The organism is Streptomyces sp. NBC_00210, assembly GCF_045160975.1.
Classification (GTDB): Bacteria; Actinomycetota; Actinomycetes; order Streptomycetales; family Streptomycetaceae; genus Streptomyces.
Genome location: NZ_CP108120.1, coordinates 4213838 through 4237723, shown reverse-complemented (window position 1 = coordinate 4237723; position 23886 = coordinate 4213838). Strand labels below are relative to the sequence as shown.

General features: G+C 70.0%; 23 protein-coding genes. 13 read left to right on the top strand and 10 right to left on the bottom strand.

The window, feature by feature from the left end; genetic code table 11:
* Together OG729_RS19145 and OG729_RS19140 are read left to right on the top strand one after the other, a co-directional pair.
* Positions 1–216: a tautomerase family protein gene (locus OG729_RS19145; protein ID WP_360866833.1), complete on the top strand. Its 216-nt coding sequence runs from the start codon at positions 1–3 to the stop codon at positions 214–216.
* A 42-nt stretch (positions 217–258) separates the two neighbouring features.
* Positions 259–1074: a carboxymuconolactone decarboxylase family protein gene (locus OG729_RS19140; RefSeq protein ID WP_405807280.1), complete on the top strand. Its 816-nt coding sequence runs from the start codon at positions 259–261 to the stop codon at positions 1072–1074.
* On the opposite strand, the gene OG729_RS19135 is transcribed toward OG729_RS19140, so the two are convergent.
* Both OG729_RS19135 and OG729_RS19130 read right to left on the bottom strand, forming a co-directional pair.
* Positions 1071–2132, bottom strand: a complete 1062-nt coding sequence (locus tag OG729_RS19135) for a hypothetical protein (protein WP_405807278.1) — start codon at positions 2130–2132, stop codon at positions 1071–1073. The genes OG729_RS19140 and OG729_RS19135 overlap by 4 nt on opposite strands.
* Positions 2129–2758: an NAD(P)-binding oxidoreductase gene (locus OG729_RS19130; protein ID WP_405807276.1), complete on the bottom strand. Its 630-nt coding sequence runs from the start codon at positions 2756–2758 to the stop codon at positions 2129–2131. The genes OG729_RS19135 and OG729_RS19130 overlap by 4 nt, the downstream gene beginning before the upstream one ends.
* Before the next feature lie 101 nt (positions 2759–2859).
* Between OG729_RS19130 and OG729_RS19125 the strand changes: the two genes are divergently transcribed.
* Positions 2860–3768, top strand: a complete 909-nt coding sequence (locus tag OG729_RS19125; RefSeq protein WP_405807274.1) for a LysR family transcriptional regulator — start codon at positions 2860–2862, stop codon at positions 3766–3768.
* A 75-nt stretch (positions 3769–3843) separates the two neighbouring features.
* On the opposite strand, the gene OG729_RS19120 is transcribed toward OG729_RS19125, so the two are convergent.
* The gene (locus OG729_RS19120; protein WP_405807273.1) at positions 3844–4755 is read right to left on the bottom strand and encodes a D-alanyl-D-alanine carboxypeptidase family protein; all 912 of its coding nucleotides are present in this window, start codon (positions 4753–4755) and stop codon (positions 3844–3846) included.
* 236 nt (positions 4756–4991) lie between these two features.
* On the opposite strand from OG729_RS19120, the gene OG729_RS19115 reads away from it, so the two are divergent.
* Complete coding sequence (locus OG729_RS19115; protein WP_360866818.1) at positions 4992–5633, top strand: GntR family transcriptional regulator; 642 nt, start codon at positions 4992–4994, stop codon at positions 5631–5633.
* Positions 5630–6931 (top strand): MFS transporter, encoded by a 1302-nt coding sequence (locus OG729_RS19110; RefSeq protein ID WP_360866815.1) that lies wholly within the window; start codon positions 5630–5632, stop codon positions 6929–6931. The genes OG729_RS19115 and OG729_RS19110 overlap by 4 nt, the downstream gene beginning before the upstream one ends.
* Positions 6932–7076: 145 nt before the next feature.
* Here OG729_RS19110 and OG729_RS19105 read toward each other — a convergent pair whose 3' ends face one another.
* Complete coding sequence (locus tag OG729_RS19105) at positions 7077–7901, bottom strand: maleylpyruvate isomerase family mycothiol-dependent enzyme (RefSeq protein ID WP_360866812.1); 825 nt, start codon at positions 7899–7901, stop codon at positions 7077–7079.
* 164 nt (positions 7902–8065) lie between these two features.
* Here OG729_RS19105 and OG729_RS19100 point away from each other — a divergent pair, with 164 nt between their 5' ends.
* Complete coding sequence (locus tag OG729_RS19100; RefSeq protein WP_405807271.1) at positions 8066–8863, top strand: carbon-nitrogen family hydrolase; 798 nt, start codon at positions 8066–8068, stop codon at positions 8861–8863.
* Between the two features lie 22 nt (positions 8864–8885).
* On the opposite strand, the gene OG729_RS19095 is transcribed toward OG729_RS19100, so the two are convergent.
* Positions 8886–9344 carry a MarR family winged helix-turn-helix transcriptional regulator gene (locus OG729_RS19095; RefSeq protein WP_405807270.1) on the bottom strand — a complete coding sequence of 153 codons (459 nt, stop codon included), beginning with the start codon at positions 9342–9344 and terminating at the stop codon, positions 8886–8888.
* An 85-nt stretch (positions 9345–9429) separates the two neighbouring features.
* On the opposite strand from OG729_RS19095, the gene OG729_RS19090 reads away from it, so the two are divergent.
* Both OG729_RS19090 and OG729_RS19085 read left to right on the top strand, forming a co-directional pair.
* Complete coding sequence (locus tag OG729_RS19090; RefSeq protein WP_360866804.1) at positions 9430–9801, top strand: VOC family protein; 372 nt, start codon at positions 9430–9432, stop codon at positions 9799–9801.
* 2 nt (positions 9802–9803) lie between these two features.
* The gene (locus OG729_RS19085) at positions 9804–10775 is read left to right on the top strand and encodes a DNA-3-methyladenine glycosylase family protein (protein ID WP_405807268.1); all 972 of its coding nucleotides are present in this window, start codon (positions 9804–9806) and stop codon (positions 10773–10775) included.
* 92 nt (positions 10776–10867) lie between these two features.
* Here the strand turns inward: OG729_RS19085 and OG729_RS19080 are convergent, their stop codons facing one another.
* Positions 10868–11368, bottom strand: a complete 501-nt coding sequence (locus OG729_RS19080) for an LURP-one-related/scramblase family protein (RefSeq protein ID WP_405807266.1) — start codon at positions 11366–11368, stop codon at positions 10868–10870.
* Between the two features lie 41 nt (positions 11369–11409).
* On the opposite strand from OG729_RS19080, the gene OG729_RS19075 reads away from it, so the two are divergent.
* On the top strand, positions 11410–13248 hold the full coding sequence (locus tag OG729_RS19075; RefSeq protein ID WP_405807264.1) for an NHL domain-containing thioredoxin family protein: 1839 nt from the start codon (positions 11410–11412) through the stop codon (positions 13246–13248).
* Positions 13249–13302: 54 nt separating this feature from the next.
* On the opposite strand, the gene OG729_RS19070 is transcribed toward OG729_RS19075, so the two are convergent.
* From OG729_RS19070 to OG729_RS19060, 3 genes are all read right to left on the bottom strand, one after another.
* Positions 13303–13674, bottom strand: a complete 372-nt coding sequence (locus OG729_RS19070) for a hypothetical protein (protein WP_405807262.1) — start codon at positions 13672–13674, stop codon at positions 13303–13305.
* 74 nt (positions 13675–13748) lie between these two features.
* Complete coding sequence (locus OG729_RS19065; RefSeq protein ID WP_405807260.1) at positions 13749–15044, bottom strand: M18 family aminopeptidase; 1296 nt, start codon at positions 15042–15044, stop codon at positions 13749–13751.
* A gap of 104 nt (positions 15045–15148) precedes the next feature.
* On the bottom strand, positions 15149–16975 hold the full coding sequence (locus OG729_RS19060) for an acyl-CoA dehydrogenase (RefSeq protein ID WP_405807258.1): 1827 nt from the start codon (positions 16973–16975) through the stop codon (positions 15149–15151).
* A 175-nt stretch (positions 16976–17150) separates the two neighbouring features.
* Between OG729_RS19060 and OG729_RS19055 the strand changes: the two genes are divergently transcribed.
* The 3 genes from OG729_RS19055 (at position 17151) to OG729_RS19045 (ending at position 19823) form a co-directional block, all read left to right on the top strand.
* On the top strand, positions 17151–17600 hold the full coding sequence (locus OG729_RS19055; RefSeq protein WP_360866783.1) for an SseB family protein: 450 nt from the start codon (positions 17151–17153) through the stop codon (positions 17598–17600).
* Positions 17601–17736: 136 nt separating this feature from the next.
* Positions 17737–18696 (top strand): pirin family protein, encoded by a 960-nt coding sequence (locus OG729_RS19050; protein WP_405807257.1) that lies wholly within the window; start codon positions 17737–17739, stop codon positions 18694–18696.
* Between the two features lie 80 nt (positions 18697–18776).
* Entirely contained in the window at positions 18777–19823 is a 1047-nt protein-coding gene (locus OG729_RS19045; RefSeq protein ID WP_405807256.1) for an AI-2E family transporter, read from the top strand.
* On the opposite strand, the gene OG729_RS19040 is transcribed toward OG729_RS19045, so the two are convergent.
* The gene (locus OG729_RS19040; RefSeq protein WP_405807254.1) at positions 19796–21904 is read right to left on the bottom strand and encodes a SpoIIE family protein phosphatase; all 2109 of its coding nucleotides are present in this window, start codon (positions 21902–21904) and stop codon (positions 19796–19798) included. The genes OG729_RS19045 and OG729_RS19040 overlap by 28 nt on opposite strands.
* Before the next feature lie 137 nt (positions 21905–22041).
* On the opposite strand from OG729_RS19040, the gene aspS reads away from it, so the two are divergent.
* The gene (gene aspS, locus OG729_RS19035) at positions 22042–23814 is read left to right on the top strand and encodes an aspartate--tRNA ligase (RefSeq protein WP_405807252.1); all 1773 of its coding nucleotides are present in this window, start codon (positions 22042–22044) and stop codon (positions 23812–23814) included.
* Positions 23815–23886 lie beyond the last annotated feature (72 nt).

Below are 23886 nucleotides of genomic sequence, written 5' to 3'. Positions count from 1 at the left end.
GTGCCGTTCATCACTGTGACCACCTGGCCGAATCAGACGGACGAGAAGTGCCAGGAGCTGATAGAGGAGATCACGAAGGCCACGCACAAGGTCACCGGAGCGCCACTCGACAAGATAGCGGTGGTTATTCAGGAGATTCCCCAGAATCGCTGGGGCGAGGGTGGGATCATGGCTACGAACCCGGAGTTTCCGGAGTTGAGCCGGCGTCGGTCCTGAGCCGGCGCAGGTCCTGACCATGGAACAAGGAGTCACCCAGGCATGGCAGTTGAGTCCCACAACGAGAAGGACCGCTACACCAGGGGGTTGGCCATCCTGCAGCAACTGGCCGCTGAGGAACGTCCTTCGGTGCTCGACAGCTTCTCCGACATCGCACCGGATCTCGGCCGGTTCACGGTGGAGTTCCCCTACGGCGACATCTATGCGCGGTCCTCACTCACGCTGCGCCAGAGGCAACTGGCGACAGTGGGCGCCCTGACGGCTCTCGGAAATGCCGCACCGCAGCTGAAGTTCCATATCAGCGGAGCGCTCAATATCGGTGTGACGCGGCGCGAGATCGTCGAGGCGATCCTTCATGTCGTGGTGTACGCGGGATTCCCGGCGGCCATCAACGGCATCAATGTTGCCAAGGCGGTGTTCGCGGAGCGCACGGACGACGGCGACGAGGCCCCGCACGGGGTCAGCGAGAAGGATGAATCGCCGCGCTACGACCGTGGCTGGGACGCGCTCGCCGAGATCGACGGCCATGCGGGCGAGGCGGTGATCGAGAGCCTCAAGGACATCGCTCCCGATCTCGCCCGCTACATCGTGGAGTTCTCCTTCGGCGACATCTACACGCGCGGCGGCTTGGACCTGCATGCCCGCGAGGTGGTGACGATCGCCGCATGCACCGCGCTGGGGACGGCCCGTCCTCAGCTCAAGGTGCATGTGAACGGGCTGCTCAACGTCGGCGGCACACAGGACGAAGTCGTCGAGACCATCCTGCAGATGGCCGTCTACGCGGGCTTCCCCGCCGCGATCAACGGCATCACGGCCGCCCGCGAGGTCTTCGCGGAGCGGGCGGCCGCCGGTCACTAGGGCGCCAGGTTCGGGTATGCCCGGGCGGCCCGCGGGGGCACCGCGAACGTCGCCCGGCTCCGTACCTCCATCACCGAGTTGATGCCGTTGTTGCGGCGGACCCCGATGTCGCCGTGATGCCCGCGCGCGTCCGCCGCGTTCATCACCGCGCGGGTGGCGTTGAAGTCCTCCATGGTGCGCTGCAGGGACACGAAATGGGTCCCCGGCGCACCATGGTCGAGGGTCGCGAAATCCCGCCGGTTGATCCGGGGACGCCCGTGGAGCCGGGCGCGGCCGGTGGCCTGCGCATGTCCGACCGATCCGTGCGCGCCGGCCAGCGCGGGCAGCCGGTCCGCGTCGCTGCGTGCGTCGTCCACCAGCTTTTCGGCCTCGTCGGCGCTGATGCCGGGGGCGTACATCCGGGCGCTGCGGGTGTCGCGGTCCTGCTCGTACCAGCTGTCGAGGTCGAGCTCGATATAGCTCACATGCATGGTGGTGCCGCCGGCCAGCGGGCCCTCGGCGACGGTGATGCTCTGTTCGGTCGCCTGGTTGCCGCGCAGCCCCGAGTGGAAGCCGAGCAGCAGCGGCGCCTTCGGGGAGAGCCCGCGCTCGGGCAGCCGCTCGGCGGGCAGCCCGCCCCCGACGAAACCGGTGCGTACCTCCCGTATCCGCAGCCGTGCGCGCTGGTCCAGCGGGCCGGGTCCGAAGAGCGCGTCGGTGACTTCCGAGAGGCGGTCCTCGTCGTCGGACGCCAGATGCAGACAGGCGTCGATGTCCTCCAGCGCCGGGTTCTCCCAGCGTGCCATGGGGATGGCGCGGGGTACGGGGGAGCGGATGGCCGTGTGCCGCGCGTACCAGCCGAATCCCCAGCCCAGGCAGGTGAGCAGTCCGTCGGGTCCGTACGGGAGACGCTCCTCCAGGGCGGCGAGCGCACCCTCGAGGCGCTCGGTGTCCGCGGCGGCGGGGTGGTCCAGGACGTCGAGCATGAGCAGCCGATGGAAGCGCGGGGCGAGCGGACGGCCCTCCTCGTCGGCACGAAAGGTCGGTTCCCATGCGTGCTGGGCCTCGGGCAGTTTCATACGAGTTCCTTGTGGGGCGCGGCGTCGGGCTGGAGGCGGGCGTATGCGGCGGCCCAGTCGGCAGGCGGTGTGCCCGGCTCGCTGAACAGCCCGAAGGTCGTACGGACGGCGCTCCCGCTCTCGATGGCCGCGATGAGTGCCACCGCGATGTCCGCACGGGAGACCATGCCGTCGGCGTGCGGATCCTGGGTGAGGGTGATGGCGTGCGCACCGGGTGGATCGTCGGTGAGCCAGGTGGGGCGGACGATCGTGTACGGCAGCCCGCTGGCGCGCAGATTCTCTTCGGAGGCGATCCTCGCGGGCAGCTGTGTGGCATCGACCCGGCTCAGCGGGTGAGCCCTGCCATGGCCGACGACGAACGAGCTGACCAGCAGGATGCGCGGGGGCGCGGGCAGTTCGGCGGCAGCGGCGAGCAGGGTGCGCATGGCCTGCTGGGCGTGCAGCCGCGCATCGCCGCGCTTGGGTACGAGGACGGCGGCGTCGGTGCCGGTGAGCGCCCGGCGGACGGGCCCGACCTCGTCATAGGTGCCGAGCCGGCGTACGTCGTGCCCCCCGGCACCGGCGAGTTCCGCGAAGTGCACCGCGGTGGTGCCGGGCGACATGGTCCCGGCGATGACGAGTCTCATGTCAGCACGTTAGGAGCGGGAAACGGCGGAGGGGAAAGACCGCCCGGGTCTCAACTCATAGGCAGCGGTTATGAATTCGCGGCGATCCGTATCCTGGCTCCATGATTCCGGAGGCGAGGCTGCTGCGCTATTTCCTGGCCGTGGCCGAGGAACGGAACTTCACCCGCGCCGCCGAGCGCCTGCACATCGCGCAGCCGGCGCTGAGTGCCCAGATCCGCCGTCTGGAGTCCCAGCTGGGTGTACGGCTCCTGGAGCGGACCACCCGTGTGGTGCGGCTGACCGAAGCGGGCCGTGCGGTCCAGGAGCGGGGCCCGGCCGCCCTGGCGGCGCTGTCCGAGGTCTGGGACGCCGCGCGCCGCGCGGGCCGGGGCGAGCTGGGCCGCGTCCGCATCGTCTACAGCGCGAGCACCGGCTACGGCACCGTTCCCCACCTGCTGGAAACCCTGCACCGGCACCACCCCGACATCGACGTGAGCACCGAGATGCTCCGTACGCCCGACATCACGCGTGCCGTGCTGGAAGGGCACGCCGATGTCGGCATCGCGCGCACCCCGGAGCCGGCCGGGGGTCTGCGCGTGCGACCGCTGCGGTTGGAGCGCAGGGGGATTCTGGTCGCTGCCGGCCATCCGCTCGCGGGCGCGGCCCCGGTCGTCGACCCGGCGGAGATCGCACCGTTCCCGGTGCTGGCGCATCCGCGCGAAGCCAATCCGGTCCACTACGACGAGCTGGTCGAGCTGCTGCGGCGCGCGGGCGTGCGGCCCAGGCTGGTCGAGCGGCCGGTGGCCTTCGACCCCACGCAGCGCGTACTGCGCGACGCGAAGACCGTCGCGCTGGTCGGTGAGGCCTCCTCGGACGGACTGGCCCCGTGGCTGCGGTGGGTGCCGCTGGCCGAGCCGCATGCCCGGCTGCTGGTCGCGCTCGTGCTGCCGGACCCCGCGCGGCCGTCGGCCGAGCGCTTCGAGCGGGTGGCGGTCGAGGCGGCCGCGGAGGCGGGCTGGCTGCCCGGCTGATACGGCCCGTCGGCCGCCGTCACACCGAGACGCCGACGCGGATCGCGTCGGCGTCTTTGGTGCTGCGGGGCAGGATCAGTCGCGTTCGGCGCCGGCCGGCAGCGAGCGCAGCTGCATCGTCTGCGCGGTGCTGGAGCCGAAGCCGAAGTCGAGCAGCTTCGCCGCGTCCTTGTAGCGGTCGGCGCCGTTCAGGGTGACGCCCACGAAGGTCTTGCCGTCGCGGGTGGCGGCGAAGACGAGGCAGGGTCCCGCGGCGGTGCCGGTGCCCGTCTTGATGCCGATGGCGCCCTTGTACGAGCCGAGCAGCTGGTTGGTGTTGTACCAGGTGTAGGTGCGCTTGGCGCCCGTGCTGCTCGTCGCCGTGGTGACGTACTTCGGCGTGGCGACCACCGCACGGAAGTTGGAGTTGGTCATGGCGTACTTGGCGATCTTCGCCAGGTCGCGCGGCGTCGTGTAGTTGCTCCCGGCCGACGAGATGCCGTCGAAGGAGTCGAAATGCGTGTTCTTCAGACCGAGTTCGGCGGCCTTCTTGTTCATCTTCCCGATGAACGACTTGGTGCGCGCGGCGGTGGTGGTGCCGGTGCCGAGGAGGTCGGCGAGGGCGTACGCGGCGTCGCAGCCGGAGGGCAGCATGGTCCCGTAGAGCAGCTGACGGACGGTCACCTTGTCGCCGGTCTTCAGGTCCGCGGTGCTGGCGCCCTGCTTGACGACGTAGTCGCGGTAGGCCTGCTTGACCGTCACGACGTGGTTGAGGTTGATGCCCTTGGTGGTGACCACCACGGCGGCCGTCATGATCTTCGTCGTGCTCGCCATCTGGCGGCGGGTGTCCGGGGTCTTGGTGTAGACCGCGGTGCCGGTCGTGCCGTTGATCAGGATCGCGCCCTTGCTGGCGATCGGCGGTACGGGGACCGCGTGAGCGGGGGCGGCCAGGGGCGAGATGGTCAGCAGGGAGCCGGTGGCGAGAACGACCACGGCGGCCTTGCGCACGCCCGGGAGGCTGATTGTCAAGAGAACGCTCCGAGTTCGCGAATGCGGTGAAAAGGGCGGTAAGGGACCACGGCAGAAAGAGGGTCCCAGTACGAGACGACTGAGAGGCCCGAAGGGATGTACGCCCACGGCACATCAGTTGACCCACGTCCCGTCCGGTGTCTCGGTCCGGCGTCTGCGTCCTGCATCGTGGACGTGACTTTCTGATGCACCTGTGTTGTATCTAAGCTGTGCGCATGCCCGCCGCCGCACCCGCCGCCGAACGCGTCTACACCCACATCAAGCAAGCCGTCCTCGACCGCCGTTACGAGGGCGGCACCCTCCTCACCGAGGGCGAACTGGCCGACGCCGTCGGCGTGTCGCGCACCCCCGTCCGCGAGGCTCTCCTCAAGCTCGAGGTCGAGGGGCTGATCAAGCTGTACCCCAAGAAGGGCGCCCTGGTCCTCGCCGTCTCCGCGCAGGAGATCGCCGATGTCGTGGAGACCCGGCTGCTGGTCGAGGAGCACGCCGCGCGCAAGGCCGTACCTGCGTCGCCGCAACTCCTCGCCCGGCTCGAAGAACTCCTCGAGCAGCAGAAGCGGCAGGGCGAGGAGGGCGATCTCGCGGCCGTCGCGGTCACCGACCGCTGCTTCCACGCCGAGATCGTGCGCAGCGGCGGCAACGAAATCCTCTCCCGCCTCTACGACCAGCTCCGCGACCGGCAGCTGCGGATGGGCGTCGCCGTGATGCACTCCCACCCCGACCGGATCGCCAAGAACGTCGTCGAGCACAGCGAGATCCTCGAAGCTCTGCGCGCCGGCGACCCGGACGCGGCGGCCGCCCTCGTACACCGGCACGTCGGTTGGTTCAGCAACCTGGCGCGGGGCGAAGTCCGATGAGCGCATCGGCCGTCGCCCTGCCGGGCGATCCACCCGGCGGCCGGCGCGCCGCCACGGTCTGGGGCACAGGCGTCGCCGTTTACTTCGTCGCCGTCATCTTCCGTACGTCCCTGGGCGTCGCGGGCCTCGACGCCGCCGACCGCTTCGACGTCAACGCCTCCGCCCTGTCCACCTTCTCCATCCTCCAGCTGCTGGTGTACGCGGGGATGCAGATACCCGTTGGCCTGATGGTCGACCGGCTGGGCACCAAGAAGGTACTCACGCTCGGCGTGGTGCTGTTCACGGCCGGGCAGCTGGGCTTCGCGCTCTCCCCCTCGTACGGCATGGCACTCGCCTCCCGCGCGCTGCTCGGCTGCGGCGACGCGATGACCTTCATCAGCGTGCTGCGGCTCGGCTCGCGCTGGTTCCCGGCCCGCCGCGGACCGCTGATCGGGCAGGTCGCCGCGCTCTTCGGGATGGCGGGCAATCTCGTCTCGACCATCGTCATCGCGCGGATGCTGCACGGCGTCGGCTGGACCGCGACCTTCGCGGGCAGCGCGGGGGCCGGAGTGGTCGTGCTCGTGCTGCTCACGTTGTTCCTGAAGGATCACCCCGAGGGGCACGAGCCCCCGCCCGCACAGCACGCCGGATCCGCTTTCGTACGGAAGCAGATCGCGCTGTCCTGGCGGGAGCCCGGCACCCGGCTCGGCCTGTGGGTGCACTTCACCACCCAGTTCCCCGCCATGGTGTTTCTGCTGCTGTGGGGGATGCCCTTCCTGGTCGAGGCACAGGGCCTGTCCCGGGAGACCGCGGGCACGCTGCTGACCCTGGTGGTGGTCACCAACATGGTGGTGGGTCTGGTGTACGGGCAGATCATCGCCCGCCACCACGCGGCCCGTGTCCCGCTTGCCCTCGGCACCGTCGGGGCGACGGCACTGCTATGGGCCACGACCATTGCGTACCCCGGTGACCAGGCGCCGATGTGGCTGCTGATCACACTGTGCACCGTGCTCGGGGCGTGCGGTCCCGCTTCGATGATCGGCTTCGACTTCGCCCGCCCGGCCAACCCGCCGGAGCGTCAGGGGACGGCCTCCGGAATCGTCAACATGGGTGGTTTTGTCGCCTCGATGACGACGTTGCTGGCGGTCGGAGTGCTGCTGGACGCGACCGGGGACAACTACCGGATCGCCTTCTCCTCGGTCTTCGTGCTGGAGGCGCTGGGGATCGCGCAGATCCTGCGACTGCGGGCGCGCACGGTGCGGCGGGAGCGGGAGCGGCTGGTGGCGAGCCGGGTGGAGGCCGTGCACGTACCGGCCTGAGGTGAGCCGATGCCATGGCGGCGGAACCCGTCACCGGCGTGGGCGGTCCGCGGGTCGTGGAGGGCCCCCGCCCGCCGCCGGGCGTCCGCAGGCCTGCACGGTGCGGGCGATCCGTCGGCGACGGACCGGGCTGCCCGGGCTGGGGTCAGGGAGTGACCGCGAACTCGCGCAGGATCGCCGCGGCCAGGTCGGGGTCGCCGTCCACCTTGATCCGGTCCGGCACCGCGGTCGCCCGCACCCGGCCGCAGGCCAGGCGGACATACGTCTCCCAGTCCAGGGCGAGAGTGACGATCGGCCCCAGCGAGGGCGCCCCGTCGATCGTGCCGTGGCCGTCCGCGTCCACCCGGACCGTCCGCAGGAACTCGACGGGGCCGTGCACATCGAAGACGACCGCGGAGTTCGCCGGTGCGCCGGCGTCCTTCGCGACCACCTTGGGCAGGGCTTCGAGCAGGCAGTCCCGGGTGATGTACGCGCCGGGGGAGTCGAGGTTGCCCGGCTTGTTCAGCGCGACACGCAGATCCTGCTCGTGCGCCCAGGTGTCGAACGCGCGCATCCGCATGGCGAGTTCAAGGGTCTGCTCGGCGCCCAGCGGGGCGCGGACCATGGTGTCGGGTGCGCGGTTCTCGTTGCGCAGCTGACGGGCCCGGCGGATCATCGTGTACTCGAGCTCGGAGGTCATCTCCGGCGCCGTGTGGTGGCGGCGCACATCGACCTGCATCTCCATATAGCGGGTGAACTCGCTCTGCACATGATAGAGATCGCGCGGCAGCGTATGGATGGGCCGGGGATCGCCGAGCATCTCGCACTCCATGCCGATGACATGCGAGACGAGGTCACGCACCGACCAGCCGGGGCAGGGCGTTGGCCGGTTCCACTCGCCCTCGACGAGCGGCTGCACCAGCTCGGCTATTGATTCGATGGAGTGGGTCCAGGCGTCGGCGTAGGTCTGGAGGCTGGGATGGACGGTCACGGGACCCCTCGGCGGTTCTGCGGTACGCGGGCTGGGCTGCTGACTGCTGGGCTGCGTGGGAGGCTCGGCAGTTAAGTTACGCTGCCGGGCGGCACCCCGGCAGTGCTTTCGTGTGACGATCGTAGGCCCGTGTTTGAGGGCTCGAATGCCAGGACGGTGGTAGTGTGCGCGCCTCACTCATCCAGATCGCAGTAGACCCGGACGAATCGGTTGATTCTCGCCGCCGACGGGCCGCGTCGCTGGTGCGGGAGCAGCACGGCGCCGATCTGGTGGTCCTTCCGGAGCTGTGGCCCGTCGGGGCGTTCGCGTACCAGTCCTTCGAGGGCGAGGCGGAGTCGCCCGCCGGGCCCACCTACGAGGCGATGGCGAAGGCGGCGAGCGACGCGGGGGTCTGGCTGCATGCGGGCTCCGTCGTCGAGCGCGATCCGGACGGCACCCTCTACAACACCTCCCTCGTCCTCTCCCCCACCGGTGAGCTCGCCGCCACCTACCGGAAGATCCACCGATTCGGCTTCGACCAGGGCGAGGCGGTGATGATGGGCGCGGGCGAATCGCTGGTCACGCTCGCGCTGCCCGAGCTCACGCTCGGCCTCGCCACCTGCTACGACCTGCGCTTCCCCGAGCTGTTCCGCGGCCTGGTGGACGCGGGTGCGCAGGCCTTCGTCGTGCCGGCCGGCTGGCCCGCCCGCCGCCGCGAGCACTGGACCCTGCTGGCCCGCGCCCGCGCCGTGGAGAACCAGGCGTACGTCCTGGCCTGCGGCACGGCGGGCACGCACGCCGGGGTCGAACAGGCCGGGCACAGCATCGTGGTCGATCCCTGGGGTGAGGTACTGGCCGAGGCGGGTCCGGGCGAGGAAGTCCTCAGCGTCGAGCTCGACGTGACGAAGGTGTTGACGACGCGGGAGCAGTTCCCGGTCCTGAAGGACCGCATGCTGGGCCTGGCGGCGCCGCGCCGCGGCTAGGTGTACTCGGGGGCGGCTGCTCTCAGCCGTCGAGTGCCGCCGCCATGTGGTCGAGTTCGGCGAGGAGTTCGGCGAGGCGTTGCTCCGGGACGGCGTCGGTCATGCGCTGGTCGACGGCGTAGACGGCGGAGCGTGCTGCCGCGAGGCGGCGTTGGCCCTCCTCGGTGAGGTGGGCGGGCAGGGCGCGACCGCGGTCGGTGGTGGCCGGCCGGGTGATGAGGCCGGCGTCCTGCAGTCCGCGAAGGACGACGTTCATGGACTGCCGCGTGACGAAGGTGCCGCGGGCCAGCTCGGCGTTGGACAGGCCGGGTTGCTGGTCGAGGAGTTCGAGGCAGGCGTACTGCGGCACCGTCAGGCCGTGCTCACGCAGCGCTCTGTCCATCGCGCTGCGCAGCGCCGCGGCGGCGCGCTTGAGGCGGTATCCCAGGCGCGCGGTCACGTCGGCGGCCGGGGCCTGGCTGGAGGGAGTCCCATCGTGCATGTCAGGAGTTTGACATCTAAGCGTGGCGCCGTCTATCTTCTGGGTATGTCAAAGTCCTGACATGCAGCACGATCGAGGAGTACTCATGACTGTCACCGCCGGTGGGCCGGACTTCATCGCTCTGCAGGTGCGCGATGTCGAAGCGGCTGCCGCCTTCTACGAGCAGCACCTCGGGCTGCGCCGCGCGCCCGCCTCGCCGCCCGGCGCCGTGGTGTTCGCCACCGAGCCGGTCCCGTTCGCCGTCCGCGAGCCGCTGCCGGGAGTGGATCTCGACGCCGTCGAGCGGCCCGGCCTCGGCGTCGCCCTGTGGTTCAAGACCACCGACGCACAGGCCCTGCACGACCGGCTCCACGCCGCCGGGATCCCCATCATCAAGGCACCCGAGGACGGTCCGTTCGGCAGGATGTTCACGTTCGCCGGCCCCGAGGGCTACGCCATCACCACGCACGAAGGCTGACCATGACCGCGATCGGCATCACCCCGCGCGGGCCGTTCTCACTTGCGGCGAGCATGCGGTTCCTGGAGGGCTTTACACCCGCCGGGTACCGCGACGCCTCAACCGGCAGGGTGCTGCGCCTGGCCTTTCCCGTCGACGACGGCCACTCGACGGTGAGCGCGGAGGTGAGGCAGGCGGAGGACTCGGAGGGCACCGTGCAGGCGGATGTCACCGTGCACACCGGGAGTCCGGGCAAGGACGCGGTGGGCACGGCAGCTGCGGAATCGGACGGGACGAGCGCGGTGCGGGCGCAACTGGCCCGCATCCTCTCGCTCGACGTCGACGGCAGCGGGTTCCCACGGCTCGCCGAGGACGATCCCGTCGTGGCCGAGCTCATCGCGGCGTACCCGGGGTTGCGGCCGGTGTGTTTCTACTCGCCGTACGAGGCCGCGGCCTGGGCGGTCATCGGCCACCGCATCCGGATGGTCCAGGCCGCCGCGATCAAGGCCCGCATCGCCGAGCACTATGGACAGCGCGTCACCGTCGCCGGAGAGTTGTTGCACGCCTTCCCCACCCCGCTGGTCCTGCGCGGACTCAGCCGTGTTCCGGGCCTGCCCGAAACGAAGGTCGAACGGCTGCGTGCCCTCGCCGACGCGGCTCTCGCCGGTGATCTCGACGCCGCCCGGCTGCGCGCGATGCCAGTGGAAGACGCCCTCGCTCATCTGCGCACCCTGCCCGGCATCGGCCCCTTCTCCGGGGAGCTCATCCTCATCCGCGGCGCCGGACACCCCGACGTCTTCCCCCGCCATGAACGCCGGCTCCACGCTTCGATGGCCGATGCCTACGGTCTCGGCGATCCCGAGGCATCCGATGCGCGTCGGCTCGTCGGGATCAGCGACCACTGGGCGCCCTACCGCAGTTGGGTCGCGCTCCTGCTGCGCACCCGCCGTGAGGAGAAGGCCGGGCCGGCAGCCGGCGGTCGCCCGGTGCGGTAGTCCCCGCGGCGGTCGGGTCCGGCCGCACCCCGGGACGCCTTCGGGCGTGTCATCAATCTCCCTCAGACTTCGTCCGGGGGGACCCCCGGGGCCTAGTCGTCGTCGCCCCCGCGTTCCTTCTCCGCCATACGGATCACGCACACCGCGACCGCGATCATCAGCGCCGGGTCCGCGTCCTCCCGTACGACATTCACGGCGTACGTCTCCCGCACCCGGAACCACTGCCGGGAGATGTGCGCCAGGAGCTCCCCCTCGTACTCGACCGTGAACTCCCGGTCCAGGATCCGGCCGCTGACATCCAGCTCCGTGCCCTCGACGAGCGTGACGCGGTAGTGATTGCGCAGCAGCGAGAGCCGCTTCCTGCGGATCGTGGCGAGCGGCTGGTCTTCCCGCTCGATGGTCATCGCGTCCCGCAGGCTGAGCAACTTCTTGCGCAGCGTGACGAGAACAAGCCCGGACGGATCCTTGAGCTCCAGCGTGTCGCGCAGCCGCAGCGCCTTGCCGTCCACGAGGAAGGCGTGGCGGCCCGCCTCGTCGTCGATCCAGTAGTCGTCACCGATCGCGAAGATCTTGTCGCGTACGAGGTATTTCATGGCTGGAATGCGTACCCCGTCGCGTGCTGTTGGATGGGGGCATGGCTACACGTGCACGCGTTCGGGCCCCCGAGCTGATCGGCAAGGGCGGCTGGCTCAATACCGGCGAAACCCAGTACACCCTCGCTGACCTGCGAGGACGCATCGTAATTCTGGATTTTTGGACATTTTGTTGCATTAACTGTCTGCATGTCCTGGATGAGCTGCGTGCGCTCGAGGAGAAGCACCGCGACACCGTGGTGATCATCGGGGTCCACTCGCCGAAGTTCGTGCACGAGGCCGAGCACCAGGCCGTCGTCGACGCGGTCGAGCGCTACCAGGTGCACCACCCCGTGCTCGACGATCCCGAGCTCGCCACCTGGAAGCAGTACGCCGTACGCGCCTGGCCCACGCTCGTCGTCATCGACCCCGAGGGGTATGTCGTCGCCCAGCACGCGGGTGAAGGGCATGCGCACGCCATTGAGAAGCTCGTGGAGGAGCTGGAGGCAGCGCACGAGGCGAAGGGCACACTGCGGCGCGGCGACGGGCCGTACGTCGCGCCCGAGCCGGTTGCCACGCATCTGCGCTTCCCCGGGAAGGCGCTCGCGCTGCCCGGTGGTGGCTTCCTCGTCTCCGACACCACCCGTCACCAGCTGGTCCGGCTGGCCGAGGACGGCGAGAGCGTCCTTCAGCGGTACGGCGACGGTGAGCGCGGGCTCGTCGACGGTGGTCCGGACCGGGTGCGGTTCAGTGAGCCGCAGGGTCTCGCGCTGCTGCCCGAGGGCCGCGTCGTCGTCGCCGACACCGTCAACCACGCCCTGCGTGTGCTCGATCCGGAGACCGGCGAGACGACGACCGTCGCCGGCACTGGCCGCCAGTGGTGGCAGGGTTCGGCCACGTCCGGGCCCGCCCTTGATGTGGATCTCTCCTCGCCGTGGGACGTGGCCTGGTGGCAGGGCAGGGTGTGGATCGCGATGGCGGGTGTCCACCAGCTCTGGGCCTACGACCCGGAGAGCGGGACCGTCGAGGTCGCGGCCGGGACCACGAACGAGGGCCTCGTCGACGGGCCGGCCGCCGAGGCCTGGTTCGCCCAGCCGTCCGGGCTCGCCGCGACCGAGGACCGGCTGTGGATCGCCGACTCCGAGACCAGCGCGGTCAGATGGATCGGCACCGACGGGGCCGTGCACACCGCCGTCGGCACCGGTCTCTTCGACTTCGGGCACCGGGACGGGGCCGCGGGTCAGGCCCTGCTGCAGCACCCCTTGGGCGTCACCGCGCTGCCCGACGGCTCGGTGGCCGTCAGCGACACGTACAACCACGCGCTGCGCCGCTTCGACCCGGCGACGGGCGAAGTGACCACGCTCGCCACCGACCTGCGGGAGCCGAGCGGCGCCGTGCTCGTCGGGGACGAGATCGTGGTGGTGGAGTCGGCCCGGCACCGGCTGACCCGGCTGCGGCTGCCGGAGGAGGCGGTACGCGTCGAGGCCGTCGCCCACCGCACGCAGCGTGCCGCCACCGAAGTCGCCGCGGGCAAGCTCCAGCTGGATGTGGTTTTCCAGGCCCCGGCGGGCCAGAAGCTGGACACCCGGTACGGTCCTTCCACCCGGCTGCTCGTCTCCTCGACCCCGCCGGAGCTGCTGCTCGGCGGCGACGGCGCGGGCACCGACCTGTCGCGGGCGCTGGAGATCGACCCGGCAGTCGCCGAGGGCGTGCTGCATGTCTCGGCGATGGCGGCGTCCTGCGACGACGACCCCGATGGGGGCACCTCCCGGTCGGAGACTGGGGGAGAGTACCCGGCCTGTCATGTGCACCAGCAGGACTGGGGAGTTCCGGTGCGGGTGACCGCGGAGGGGACCTCGCGGCTGCCGCTCGTACTGGCCGGGATGGATCAGGAGCAGTAGCGGCGGCCAGGTCCTGTCCGGTCGATCGAGCCCGGCCTGATCCGAAGACAGGCCTTAGTGGAACAGGCCCTGCTTGGTCAGCTGCCGACCCGCCGCGCCGTCCAGGCAGCCCTCCACCCACAGACCGGGGTCGTACGTCGCCTTTCGCCCGCCCCACCCGGCGGACTGAATCTGCGCGCATCCACCGGCCAGGAGCTTCTTGGTCTCCTGGCCGGTGGGGTCGGCCTTCCGGATGCGGCTGCCCTGGATGTAGCCCGCCTCGTACGTGATGTCCAGCGCCCACGGCGGCCGTTCGTTGTACCGCTGGATGATGAACCAGGACCCCGCGAGCAGGACCGCGACCGCCGAGGTGAGCGCGAGGGACAGGGTGCGTCGCGACGGGCCCGGGCGGTACGCGCCGAGCGTCTGATGACCGTGCAGAACCATGGTCGTCAGCGTGGCGTGCGGATGCTTTCGCAGATGTTTCGCGCGGCCTCAACGGCCGGGCGGATCAGGCGACTTCAGCCCTCCAGGAAGGCGGTCAGCGCGTTCGCCAGCAGATACGGGTCCTCGGCGCCGCACAGTTCACGCGCGCTGTGCATCGACAGGATCGCGACGCCGATGTCGACGGTCCGGATGCCGTGCCGGGCGGCGGTGATCGGGCCGATGGTCGTGCCGCACGGCATCGCGTTGTTCGACACGAACGTCTGCCACGGCACTTGGGCCTTCTCGCAGGCCGCGGCGAACACGGCCCGGCCGCTGCCGTCCGTGGCGTACCGCTGGTTCACGTTGACCTTGAGGATCGGGCCGCCGTTGACGCGCGGGTGGTGCGTCGGGTCGTGGCGCTCCGCGTAGTTGGGGTGGACGGCGTGGCCGGTGTCGGACGAAAGACACACCGTGCCCGCGAAGGCGCGCGCCTTGTCCTCGTACGTACCGCCGCGCGCGAACACCGAGCGCTCCAGCACATTGCCGAGCAGCGGGCCGTCGGCGCCGGTGTCGGCCTGCGAGCCGTTCTCCTCGTGGTCGAAGGCGGCGAGCACCGGGATGTACCCGAGCTCCGGCGACGCGGAGGCCGCGGCCAGCGCTGCCGTCGCGGAGTGCACGGACAGCAGATTGTCCATCCGCGGACCGGCGACCAGCTCGCGGTCGCGGCCCAGGTGGGCGGGCGCCTCCAGGGCGTGCGTCATCAGGTCCCAGCCGGTGACCTCCCCGGCCGCGAGTCCGAGCTCCTGCTCCAGGAAAGAGATCAGACCGCCCTCGTCGGTGACGTCGCCCAGGCCCCAGATGGGCTGCATGTGCCGCTGCTTGTCGAGCTGCAGACCCTTCTCGTGGATCGAGCGGTCCATGTGGATGGCCAGCTGCGGCACGCGCAGCAGGGGCCGGTCGATGTTGACCAGCCGCGTCGTGCCGTCGCGCAGGGAGAGCCGGCCGGCCAGTCCCAGATCACGGTCGAGCCAGGAGTTCAGCAGCGGGCCGCCGTAGACCTCGACGGCGATCTGACGCCAGCCGTGCGCGCCCATGTCGGGCTGCGGCTTGACGCGCAGATTCGGCGAGTCGGTGTGGGCGCCGACGATCCGGAACGGGGTGTGCGGCGCGGCGCCCTCCGGCACGTACCAGGCGATGATCGCCCCGCCGCGCAGTACGTACTTGCCGCCGGTCGTCCCTTCCCAGGCGTCCGTCTCCAGGACCTGCCGGAAGCCGGCCTTCTCGAGCCGTTCGGCGGCGGCTGCCACCGCGTGGTACGGAGACGGCGCGGCCGCCAGAAAGGACATGAGGTCGTCGGTGTGTCCGCGATCGAAGCGAGGTGCGCTGCTCATGGAGTCACCTTAACGAGGGGCGTACGCCCGGGCGCATAGATGGAAGCGGCCCGCCCCCCGGGCGGGGGGCGGGCCGCGTCTCGCACGGGCCGGAGCGACAGCGACTAGAACGCGGCCTCGTCCAGGTCCATCAGAGAGCTGTCGACGGTCTCCGCGAGCGCGCGCTCGACCGAGACGCCCGGCAGCACGTTGGCGGCGAAGAACTTCGCGGCCGCGATCTTGCCCTGGTAGAACGGCACGTCCTTCGCGGACGCCGTCTCGAGCTTCTCCGCCGCGACGGCCGCGCCGCGCAGCAGCAGGTAGCCGACGACCACGTCGCCCGAAGCCATCAGCAGACGCGTGGTGTTGAGGCCCACCTTGTAGATGTTCTTGACGTCCTCGCCGGTGGCGATGAGGTCGTTCGTCATCGTGCCGACGATCGCCTCCAGGTCCACCGCCGCCTTGGCCAGCGCGTCGCGGGCCGGGGCCAGCTCCTCGCCGCCGGTGCCGACCGCCAGGAACTTCTTGATCTCCTCGGAGAGGGTGTTCAGCGCCTGGCCCTGGTCGCGGACGATCTTCCGGAAGAAGTAGTCCTGGCCCTGGATGGCGGTGGTGCCCTCGTAGAGGGTGTCGATCTTGGCGTCCCGGATGTACTGCTCGACCGGGTACTCCTGCAGATAGCCGGAGCCGCCGAAGGTCTGCAGCGACTGGGCGAGCTGCTCGTACGACCTCTCCGAGCCGTAGCCCTTCACGATCGGCAGCAGCAGGTCGTTCAGCGCGACGAGGGACTTGGTGTCCTCGCCCGCGGCCTCCTTGACGGCGATCTCGTCCTGGACGGAGGCGGTGTAGAGCACCAGGGCGCGCATGCCCTCGGCGTACGCCTTCTGCGTCATCAGCGAACGGCGGACGTCGGGGTGGTGCGTGATGGTGACCTTGGGCGCGGACTTGTCCGCGAAGTTCACCAGGTCCTGGCCCTGGACGCGCTCCTTGGCGTACTCCAGCGCGTTCAGGTATCCGGTGGAGAGGGTCGCGATCGCCTTCGTGCCGACCATCATCCGGGCGAACTCGATGATCATGAACATCTGGCGGATGCCGTCGTGCTTGTCGCCGATCAGCCAGCCCTTGGCGGGGTGCTGGTCGCCGAACGTCATCTCGCAGGTGTTGGAGGCCTTGAGGCCCATCTTGTGCTCGACGTTCGTGGCGTACACGCCGTTGCGCTCGCCCAGCTCGCCGGTCTCCCAGTCGAAGTGGAACTTCGGCACGAGGAAGAGGGACAGACCCTTGGTGCCCGGGCCGTGGCCCTCGGGGCGGGCGAGCACGTAGTGAAGGATGTTCTCCTCCATGTCGTGCTCACCGGAGGTGATGAAGCGCTTCACGCCCTCGATGTGCCAGGAGCCGTCGTCCTGCTGGACGGCCTTGGTGCGGCCGGCGCCGACGTCCGAGCCGGCGTCCGGCTCGGTGAGCACCATGGTGGAGCCCCAGCGCTTCTCGACGGCTATCTCGGCGACCTTCTTCTGCGCCTCGTTGCCCTCTGTGAAGAGGATGCCGGCGAAGGCCGGGCCGGAGGAGTACATCCAGATGGCCGGGTTCGAGCCGAGGAGCAGCTCCGCGTACGACCAGATCAGGGAGCGGGGAGAGGTGGTGCCGCCGATCTCCTCGGGCAGACCGAGCCGCCAGTACTCGGAGTCCATGAAGGCCTGGTAGCTCTTCTTGAAGGTCGCCGGGACGGGCGCGGTGTTGGTGGCCGGGTCGAAGACCGGGGGGTTGCGGTCGGCATCGGCGAAGGATTCGGCCAGCTCGTTCTCGGCGAGACGGGCGATCTCCTCGAGGATGCTCTTTGCGGTGTCGACGTCCATCTCCGCGAACGGGCCGGTGCCGTACAGCTTGTCGCGCCCGAGGACCTCGAAGAGGTTGAACTCGATGTCGCGGAGATTCGACTTGTAGTGCCCCATGGCGACGGCTCCGTAAGGTCGGTATCAGCGGCGCGAAGCGCCTCATTGAGGTGGTGCTCGGGCGACGGCAGGCGGATTTCCTTTCCACCTACCGGTCAGTAGCTACGATGATGCTACCCGCCGGTAATAAGATGCAACCCCTATGGGGCAAGTGTGACTCGCTACTCTTGCGGACATGTACGGCTACGACCAGAACCCGGGCGCTCAACAGCAGTACGTACCGCAGCAGCCCTCCTACGGGGAGCAGCCGCTCTACCCCGAGCCGTCGCCTCCCTCCCTGGCCGACGCGGTGCGGGCCTTCACCACCGGGTCGCTGTCCGCCGAGGACTTCCAGCAGATCTTCGCGACCTCGAAGGTCTACTGTCCGCGCGGTGACAACCCCGGCTTCCTCGCGCTGCACAACACCCAGCAGCCGGTCATCCCCATGTTCAGCACGCTCAAGGAGCTGCGCAGGTACGCGGGCAAGGAGTCGAAGTACTTCGTGATCACCGGCGCCGAGGTGATCGATCTGCTGCCGACCGGGTACGGCTTCGTCCTCGACATGGAGGGTGATCACCGGATGGTCTTCGACGCGAAGGCCGTCGAGCAGATGGTGGACTTCGCGATGCGGCGGATGTACGGCTAGCCACTGTCGTACGGCTGGGCACTGTCCGGCCGATCCTGTCTTGGGCGCCCGGGGGGAATTCCTCCCGGGCGTCGTGCGTTCCCCGTGGCGTGAAGTTCAGTCTTCAACTAAAATGGACGCACAAGGAGGCCCCGTCATGCCTGCAGTGACCGTCGAGAACCCGCTCACCCTGCCGCGCGTCTCCGCGCCCGCCGGGGCGCTGCCGCGGCCCGTGCTCGCCGTGTCCACGGCGCCAACGGGCTTCGAGGGGGAGGGCTTCCCGGTGCGGCGTGCGTTCGCCGGGATCAACTACCAGTACCTCGACCCGTTCATCATGATGGATCAGATGGGCGAGGTGGACTACGCGCCGGGCGAGCCCAAGGGGACACCCTGGCATCCGCACCGAGGGTTCGAGACCGTCACCTATCTGATCGACGGAACCTTCGTCCACCAGGACAGCAACGGCGGCGGCGGGACCATCCAGAACGGTGACACCCAGTGGATGACGGCCGGCTCGGGCCTGCTCCACATCGAGGCGCCGCCGGAGTCGCTGGTCATGTCCGGCGGGCTCTTCCACGGGCTCCAGCTGTGGGTGAACCTGCCCGCGAAGGACAAGTGGATGGACCCCCGCTACCAGGACATCCGCGGCGGCAATGTCCAGCTGCTCACCTCGCCCGACGGCGGTGCGCTGCTGCGGGTCATCGCCGGTGAGCTGGACGGTCATCAGGGCCCCGGTATCACGCACACGCCGATCACGATGATCCACGCGACGCTCCGGCCGGGCGCGCAGATCACCCTGCCGTGGCGGGAGGACTTCAACGGCCTGGCGTACGTCCTGGCCGGGCGCGGCGCGGTCGGCACCGAGCGGCGGCCCGTCCACATGGGACAGACCGCGGTGTTCGGCGAGGGCGGCGCGCTGACCGTGTGGGCGGACGACGCCCAGAACGGCTCGCACACCGGCGACCTCGAGGTCGTGCTGCTGGGCGGGCAGTCCATCCGTGAGCCGATGGCGCACTACGGGCCGTTCGTGATGAACACCCGTGAGGAACTGCAGCAGGCCCTCGAGGACTTCCAGAAGGGCCGCCTGGGCACGATCCCCGCGGTGCACGGAATGTGAGCTGAGGCGACCAGGGTGCCTCACCCGCCCGGCCCCGGTGGGCGGGACGGGGTGGCACCCGCCGTGGTCGGCTGGGCTCTGTGCAGCCCCTTCTTCCCGAGCCCGTGCGGCGGCTCGCCGCCTGGTGTGTCGTCGCGCTGCTGGTCGCAGGTGTGGCCGCCGTCGGGATCTGGCTCGTCATCGTCCTCAAGACCGCCGTCACACCGGTGCTGCTCGCGCTGCTCGGGACCGCCCTCCTCGGGCCCCTGAACCGGCGGCTCATCAGGATGAAGGTGCATCGGTCGCTCGCCGCCGGGCTCACCTGTGCCGCGGTGGTCGCCGTCTTCGGTGGGGTCACCTACATCGTCGTCAGTGCGCTCATCGAGACCGGCGACCAGATCATCGCCTCGCTGCGGCAGGCCGCCAAGGATCTCTCCGAGCACTTCGGGTCCGTCGGCACCTCGCTCGACGATCTCGCCAAGAACTCGAAGGAACTGCTCGGGAAGTTCGGCGGGACCGCCGCGTCCGGGGTGATCAGCGGGCTGAGCGTGGTGGGGGAGGTGATCGCCACCGCCGTGCTCGCGCTGCTGCTCAGCTTTTTCTTTCTGCGGGACTCGCACAAGGCCGCCCCAGCCCTGAGGTCGCTGGCGCCGAGTGCGACCGGGGACCTCGTCGAGGCCATGGGGCGGCGTGCTTTCGAGGCCGTCGAGGGCTTTATGCGCGGGACGACCTTCATCGCGCTCATCGACGCCCTGTGCATCACCGTCGGCCTGCTGATCCTCCGCGTCCCCGGCGCCGTCGGACTCGGCGCGCTCGTCTTCGTGGGCGCGTACATCCCCTACCTCGGCGCCTTCATCTCCGGCGCCGTCGCCGTGCTCGTCGCGCTCGCCGACCGGGGATTTGTGATCGCCCTCTGGGCGCTGGGCGTGGTCCTCGCAGTGCAGGTGCTGGAGGGTCATGTGCTCCAGCCCGTGATCCAGAGCCGTCTGGTGCGGATGCATCCGGCCGTCGTGATGCTGGCGATCACCGCGGGCGCCTCCGTCGCGGGCATCCTCGGGATGCTTCTCGCCGTGCCGGTCACCGCCGCCGCCTTCGGGGTGATCGGTGAGCTGCGCAGGCGCTACGAAAGCGGCGCCGACGGCTCGTAGCGCGCCGGTGGCTCGTGGAGCTCGAACCAGATCGACTTGCCCTCGCCCCGCGGCTCCACGCCCCACGCGTCCGCGAGCATCTCCGTCAGCAGCAGTCCACGCCCCGACGACGCCAGCTCGCCGGGCCGTCGCTTGTGCGGCAGTTCGTCGCTCGTGTCCGTGACCTCCACGCGCAGCCGCCGTGCGGCGTCGTGGGTCACCTCCGCCACCAGCAGCGCGTGTCCGTCCGTGTGGACCAGCACATTGGTGACCATCTCGGAGACCATCAGCACCGCGGAGTCGATCTGCTCCTGGTCCGCCCAGTCGTGCAGGAGCTCGCGCAGCTGCTGCCTGGCCGCCGCGATCCGCTCCGGTTCGGCCTGGGCCACGCTCATCGCCGTGCGCCGCGGCGCCCGCCGGGCCGGCGTCGCGTCCCGGGCGAGCAGCAGGACCGCGATGTCGTCCTCGCGCCGGTCCGCGAGCGGCCCGGGCGTGTGGTGCGAGCCGGGGCCGTGCACCGCGTGTACGAGGGCGTCGGCGAGTTCCTCCAGCGACTGGTCCGCGTGCTCCTCCAGGACCGTACGCAGCCGGGTCCACCCGGTGTCCAGATCGTGCCCGCCCGTCTCCAGGAGACCGTCCGTGCAGATCAGCATCGTCTCGCCGGGCTCGAGGACCAGCCGCGTCGTCGGGTAGTCCGTGTCCGGGTCGATGCCCAGCGGCAGTCCGCCTTCGGTGGGGCGCACCAGCACAGTGCCGTCCGAGGTGCGGACGATCGGCTCCGGGTGGCCGGCCCGCGCGATCTCGACGCTGCCGGTGGACGGTTCGACCTCCAGATAGAGGCAGGTCGCGAAGCGCGGGCCGGCGTGGTCGCCTTCGTCGTGCGTATCGGCCCCGGAAAAATCGTGCACCCCGTGCAGAAAGCGGGAGGCGCGGGAGAGCACCGCGTCGGGCCGGTGCCCCTCGGAGGCGTAGGCACGCAGAGCGATCCGCAGCTGGCCCATCAGCCCGGCGGCGCGCACATCGTGGCCCTGGACGTCCCCGATGACCACGGCGAACCGCCCCGACGGCAGCGGGATCATGTCGTACCAGTCGCCGCCGACCTGGAGTCCGCCGCCCGTCGGGACGTACCGCGCGGCGATCGCCATCCCCGGCACCTCGGGCCCGAGCACCGGCATCATCGAGCGCTGCAGGCCCAGTGACAGTTCGCGCTCGGACTCGGCGACACCGGCCCGGGCGAGGGCCTGCGCCAGCATCCGGGCGACGGTGGTCAGTACGGACCGTTCGTCGGGCGTGAAGGCGACGGGGTGTTTGAAGGCGGCCAACCAGGCGCCGATGGTGCGCCCCGCGACGATCAGCGGCACGTACGCCCAGGACTCCCGCCCGAAGGGCTCCGCGAGCGGCCAGGTGGTGGGGTAGCGGCGGCGGTACTCCTCGGGGGTCGGCAGATACACCGCCCGCCCCGTGCGTACCACGTCCGCCGCCGGATAGTCCGTGTCCAGCGGCATGTCGATGAACGGGCTCTCGTCGCCCGGCCGATACCCGTGGTGCCCGATGACCGTCAGCCGCTCGCCCGCCATCCCGAAGACGGCGAGCCCGTCCGGCGAGAAGCCCGGCATGGACAGCGAGGCGGCGACCCGCAGCACCTCGGCGGTGGAGCGTGCCTCGGCCAGCGCCCGGCCGGCGTCCAGCAGGAACGCCTCGCGCGAGCGCCGCCAGTCGCCGGTTATGGGCGTGTGCGCGGCGGCTCCCGGCTGCGGCTCGGCCACTTCCTGGATCATGCCGACCAGGCGGAAGTCGCCGTCGACCGCGATCGGCTTGGAGCGGCTGCGTACGGTGCGCAGCACCCGGCCCGCCTCGTCCACGATCCGCAGCCGCGCCTCGGCGAGGGTCTCCTCGGCGATCGCGAGGCTGACGACGCCGTTGATCTCGTTCCAGTCGACGGGGTGGAAACGGGAGCGCACGACGGACTCGGGGAAGTCGCCCGGTACGGCGGGCATACCGAGCAGCCGGGCGGCCTCGGCGTCGAGGGTGACCGTCCCGGATGCGTTGTCCCACCGCCACAGGCCGGTGGCGATCGTGGCCAGGACGTCCTCGGTGCGCATTGGGTTACTTTATTCCGATCCTCATGGCGTTGACCTGCCAGCCTGCTGGCATGCGTATGTCAATGGGGTGAAGGGGGACCGGCCGGTACCCTTGACGGGCCCACCCCTCTCAAAACGCTAAGACTGGATGAACGACGATGCATCGGTACAGGTCCCACACCTGCGGCGAGCTCCGCGCCTCTGACGTCGGAGCCGACGTCCGGCTGAGCGGCTGGCTGCACAATCGCCGAGACCTGGGCGGCATCCTCTTCATCGATCTGCGCGACCACTACGGCATCACGCAGCTCGTCGCCCGCCCCGGCACTCCCGCGTACGAGGCGCTCGACAAGGTCAACAAGGAGTCGGTCGTCCGCGTCGACGGCAAGGTCGTCTCGCGCGGCGCCGAGAACATCAACCCCGAGCTGCCGACCGGTGAGGTCGAGGTCGAGGTCTTTGCGGTCGAACTGCTGGGCGCGGCGCAGCAGCTGCCGTTCCAGATCAACACCGACGACGGGGTGGGCGAGGAGCGGCGTCTCGAATACCGCTTCCTCGACCTGCGCCGCGAGCGCATGCACCGCAACATCATGCTGCGTACGGCGGTCATCTCCGCCATCCGGCACAAGATGACCGCGCTCGGCTTCAACGAGATGGCGACCCCGATCCTGACCGCGACCTCCCCCGAGGGCGCGCGCGACTTCGTGGTGCCCTCCCGGCTGAACCCCGGCAAGTTCTACGCGCTGCCGCAGGCTCCGCAGCAGTTCAAGCAGCTGCTGATGATCTCGGGCTTCGACCGCTACTTCCAGATCGCGCCCTGCTTCCGCGACGAGGACGCCCGCGCCGACCGTTCGCCGGGTGAGTTCTACCAGCTCGACATCGAGATGTCCTTCGTCGAGCAGGAGGACGTGTTCCAGCCCGTCGAGAAGCTGATGACGGAACTCTTCGAGGAGTTCGGCGGCGGCCGACATGTCACCTCCCCCTTCACGCGGATCCCGTTCCGCGAGGCCATGCTGAAGTACGGCTCCGACAAGCCGGACCTGCGTGCCCAGTTGGAGCTCGTCGACATCTCGGACGTCTTCGAGGGCTCGGAGTTCAAGGCCTTTGCCGGAAAGCACGTACGCGCGCTGCCGGTGCCGGACACCGCAGGGCAGACGCGGAAGTTCTTCGACGGTCTCGGTGACTTCGCCGTCGAGCACGGCGCGAAGGGCCTGGCCTGGGTGCGGGTCGGCGAGGACGCCACACTGAGCGGTCCGATCGCCAAGTTCCTCACCGAGGAGAACGTCAAGGTCCTCACCGAGCGTCTCGGGCTCGCCCCCGGCCACGCCGTCTTCTTCGGCGCGGGTGACTTCGACGAGGTCTCGAAGATCATGGGCGCGGTCCGCGTCGAGGCGGCCAAGCGGGCCGGCCGCTTCGAGGAGGGCGTCTTCCGGTTCTGCTGGATCGTCGACTTCCCGATGTACGAGAAGGACGAGGAGACCGGAAAGATCGACTTCTCGCACAACCCCTTCTCGATGCCGCAGGGCGGCCTCGAGGCCCTTGAGACCCAGGACCCGCTGGACATTCTGGGCTGGCAGTACGACATCGTCTGCAACGGCGTGGAGCTGTCCTCCGGCGCGATCCGGAACCACGAGCCCGAGATCATGTTCAAGGCGTTCGAGATCGCGGGCTACTCGCGGGAGACCGTCGAGCACGAGTTCTCCGGCATGCTGCGCGCCTTCCAGTACGGCGCCCCGCCGCACGGCGGCATCGCCCCGGGCGTCGACCGCATCGTGATGCTGCTGGCCGACGAGCCGAACATCCGCGAGACGATCGCCTTCCCGCTCAACGGCAACGCCCAGGACCTGATGATGGGCGCGCCGACGGAGCTGGACGAGGCGCGTCTGCGTGAGCTGAACATCGCGCTGCGCAAGCCGGTCGCCAAGTCCGGCGAGTAGTCCTACGTCGTAACGTCGCACCCGGAAGGGGCCCGGAACCGAATGGTTCCGGGCCCCTTCTCGGCTGTCGCG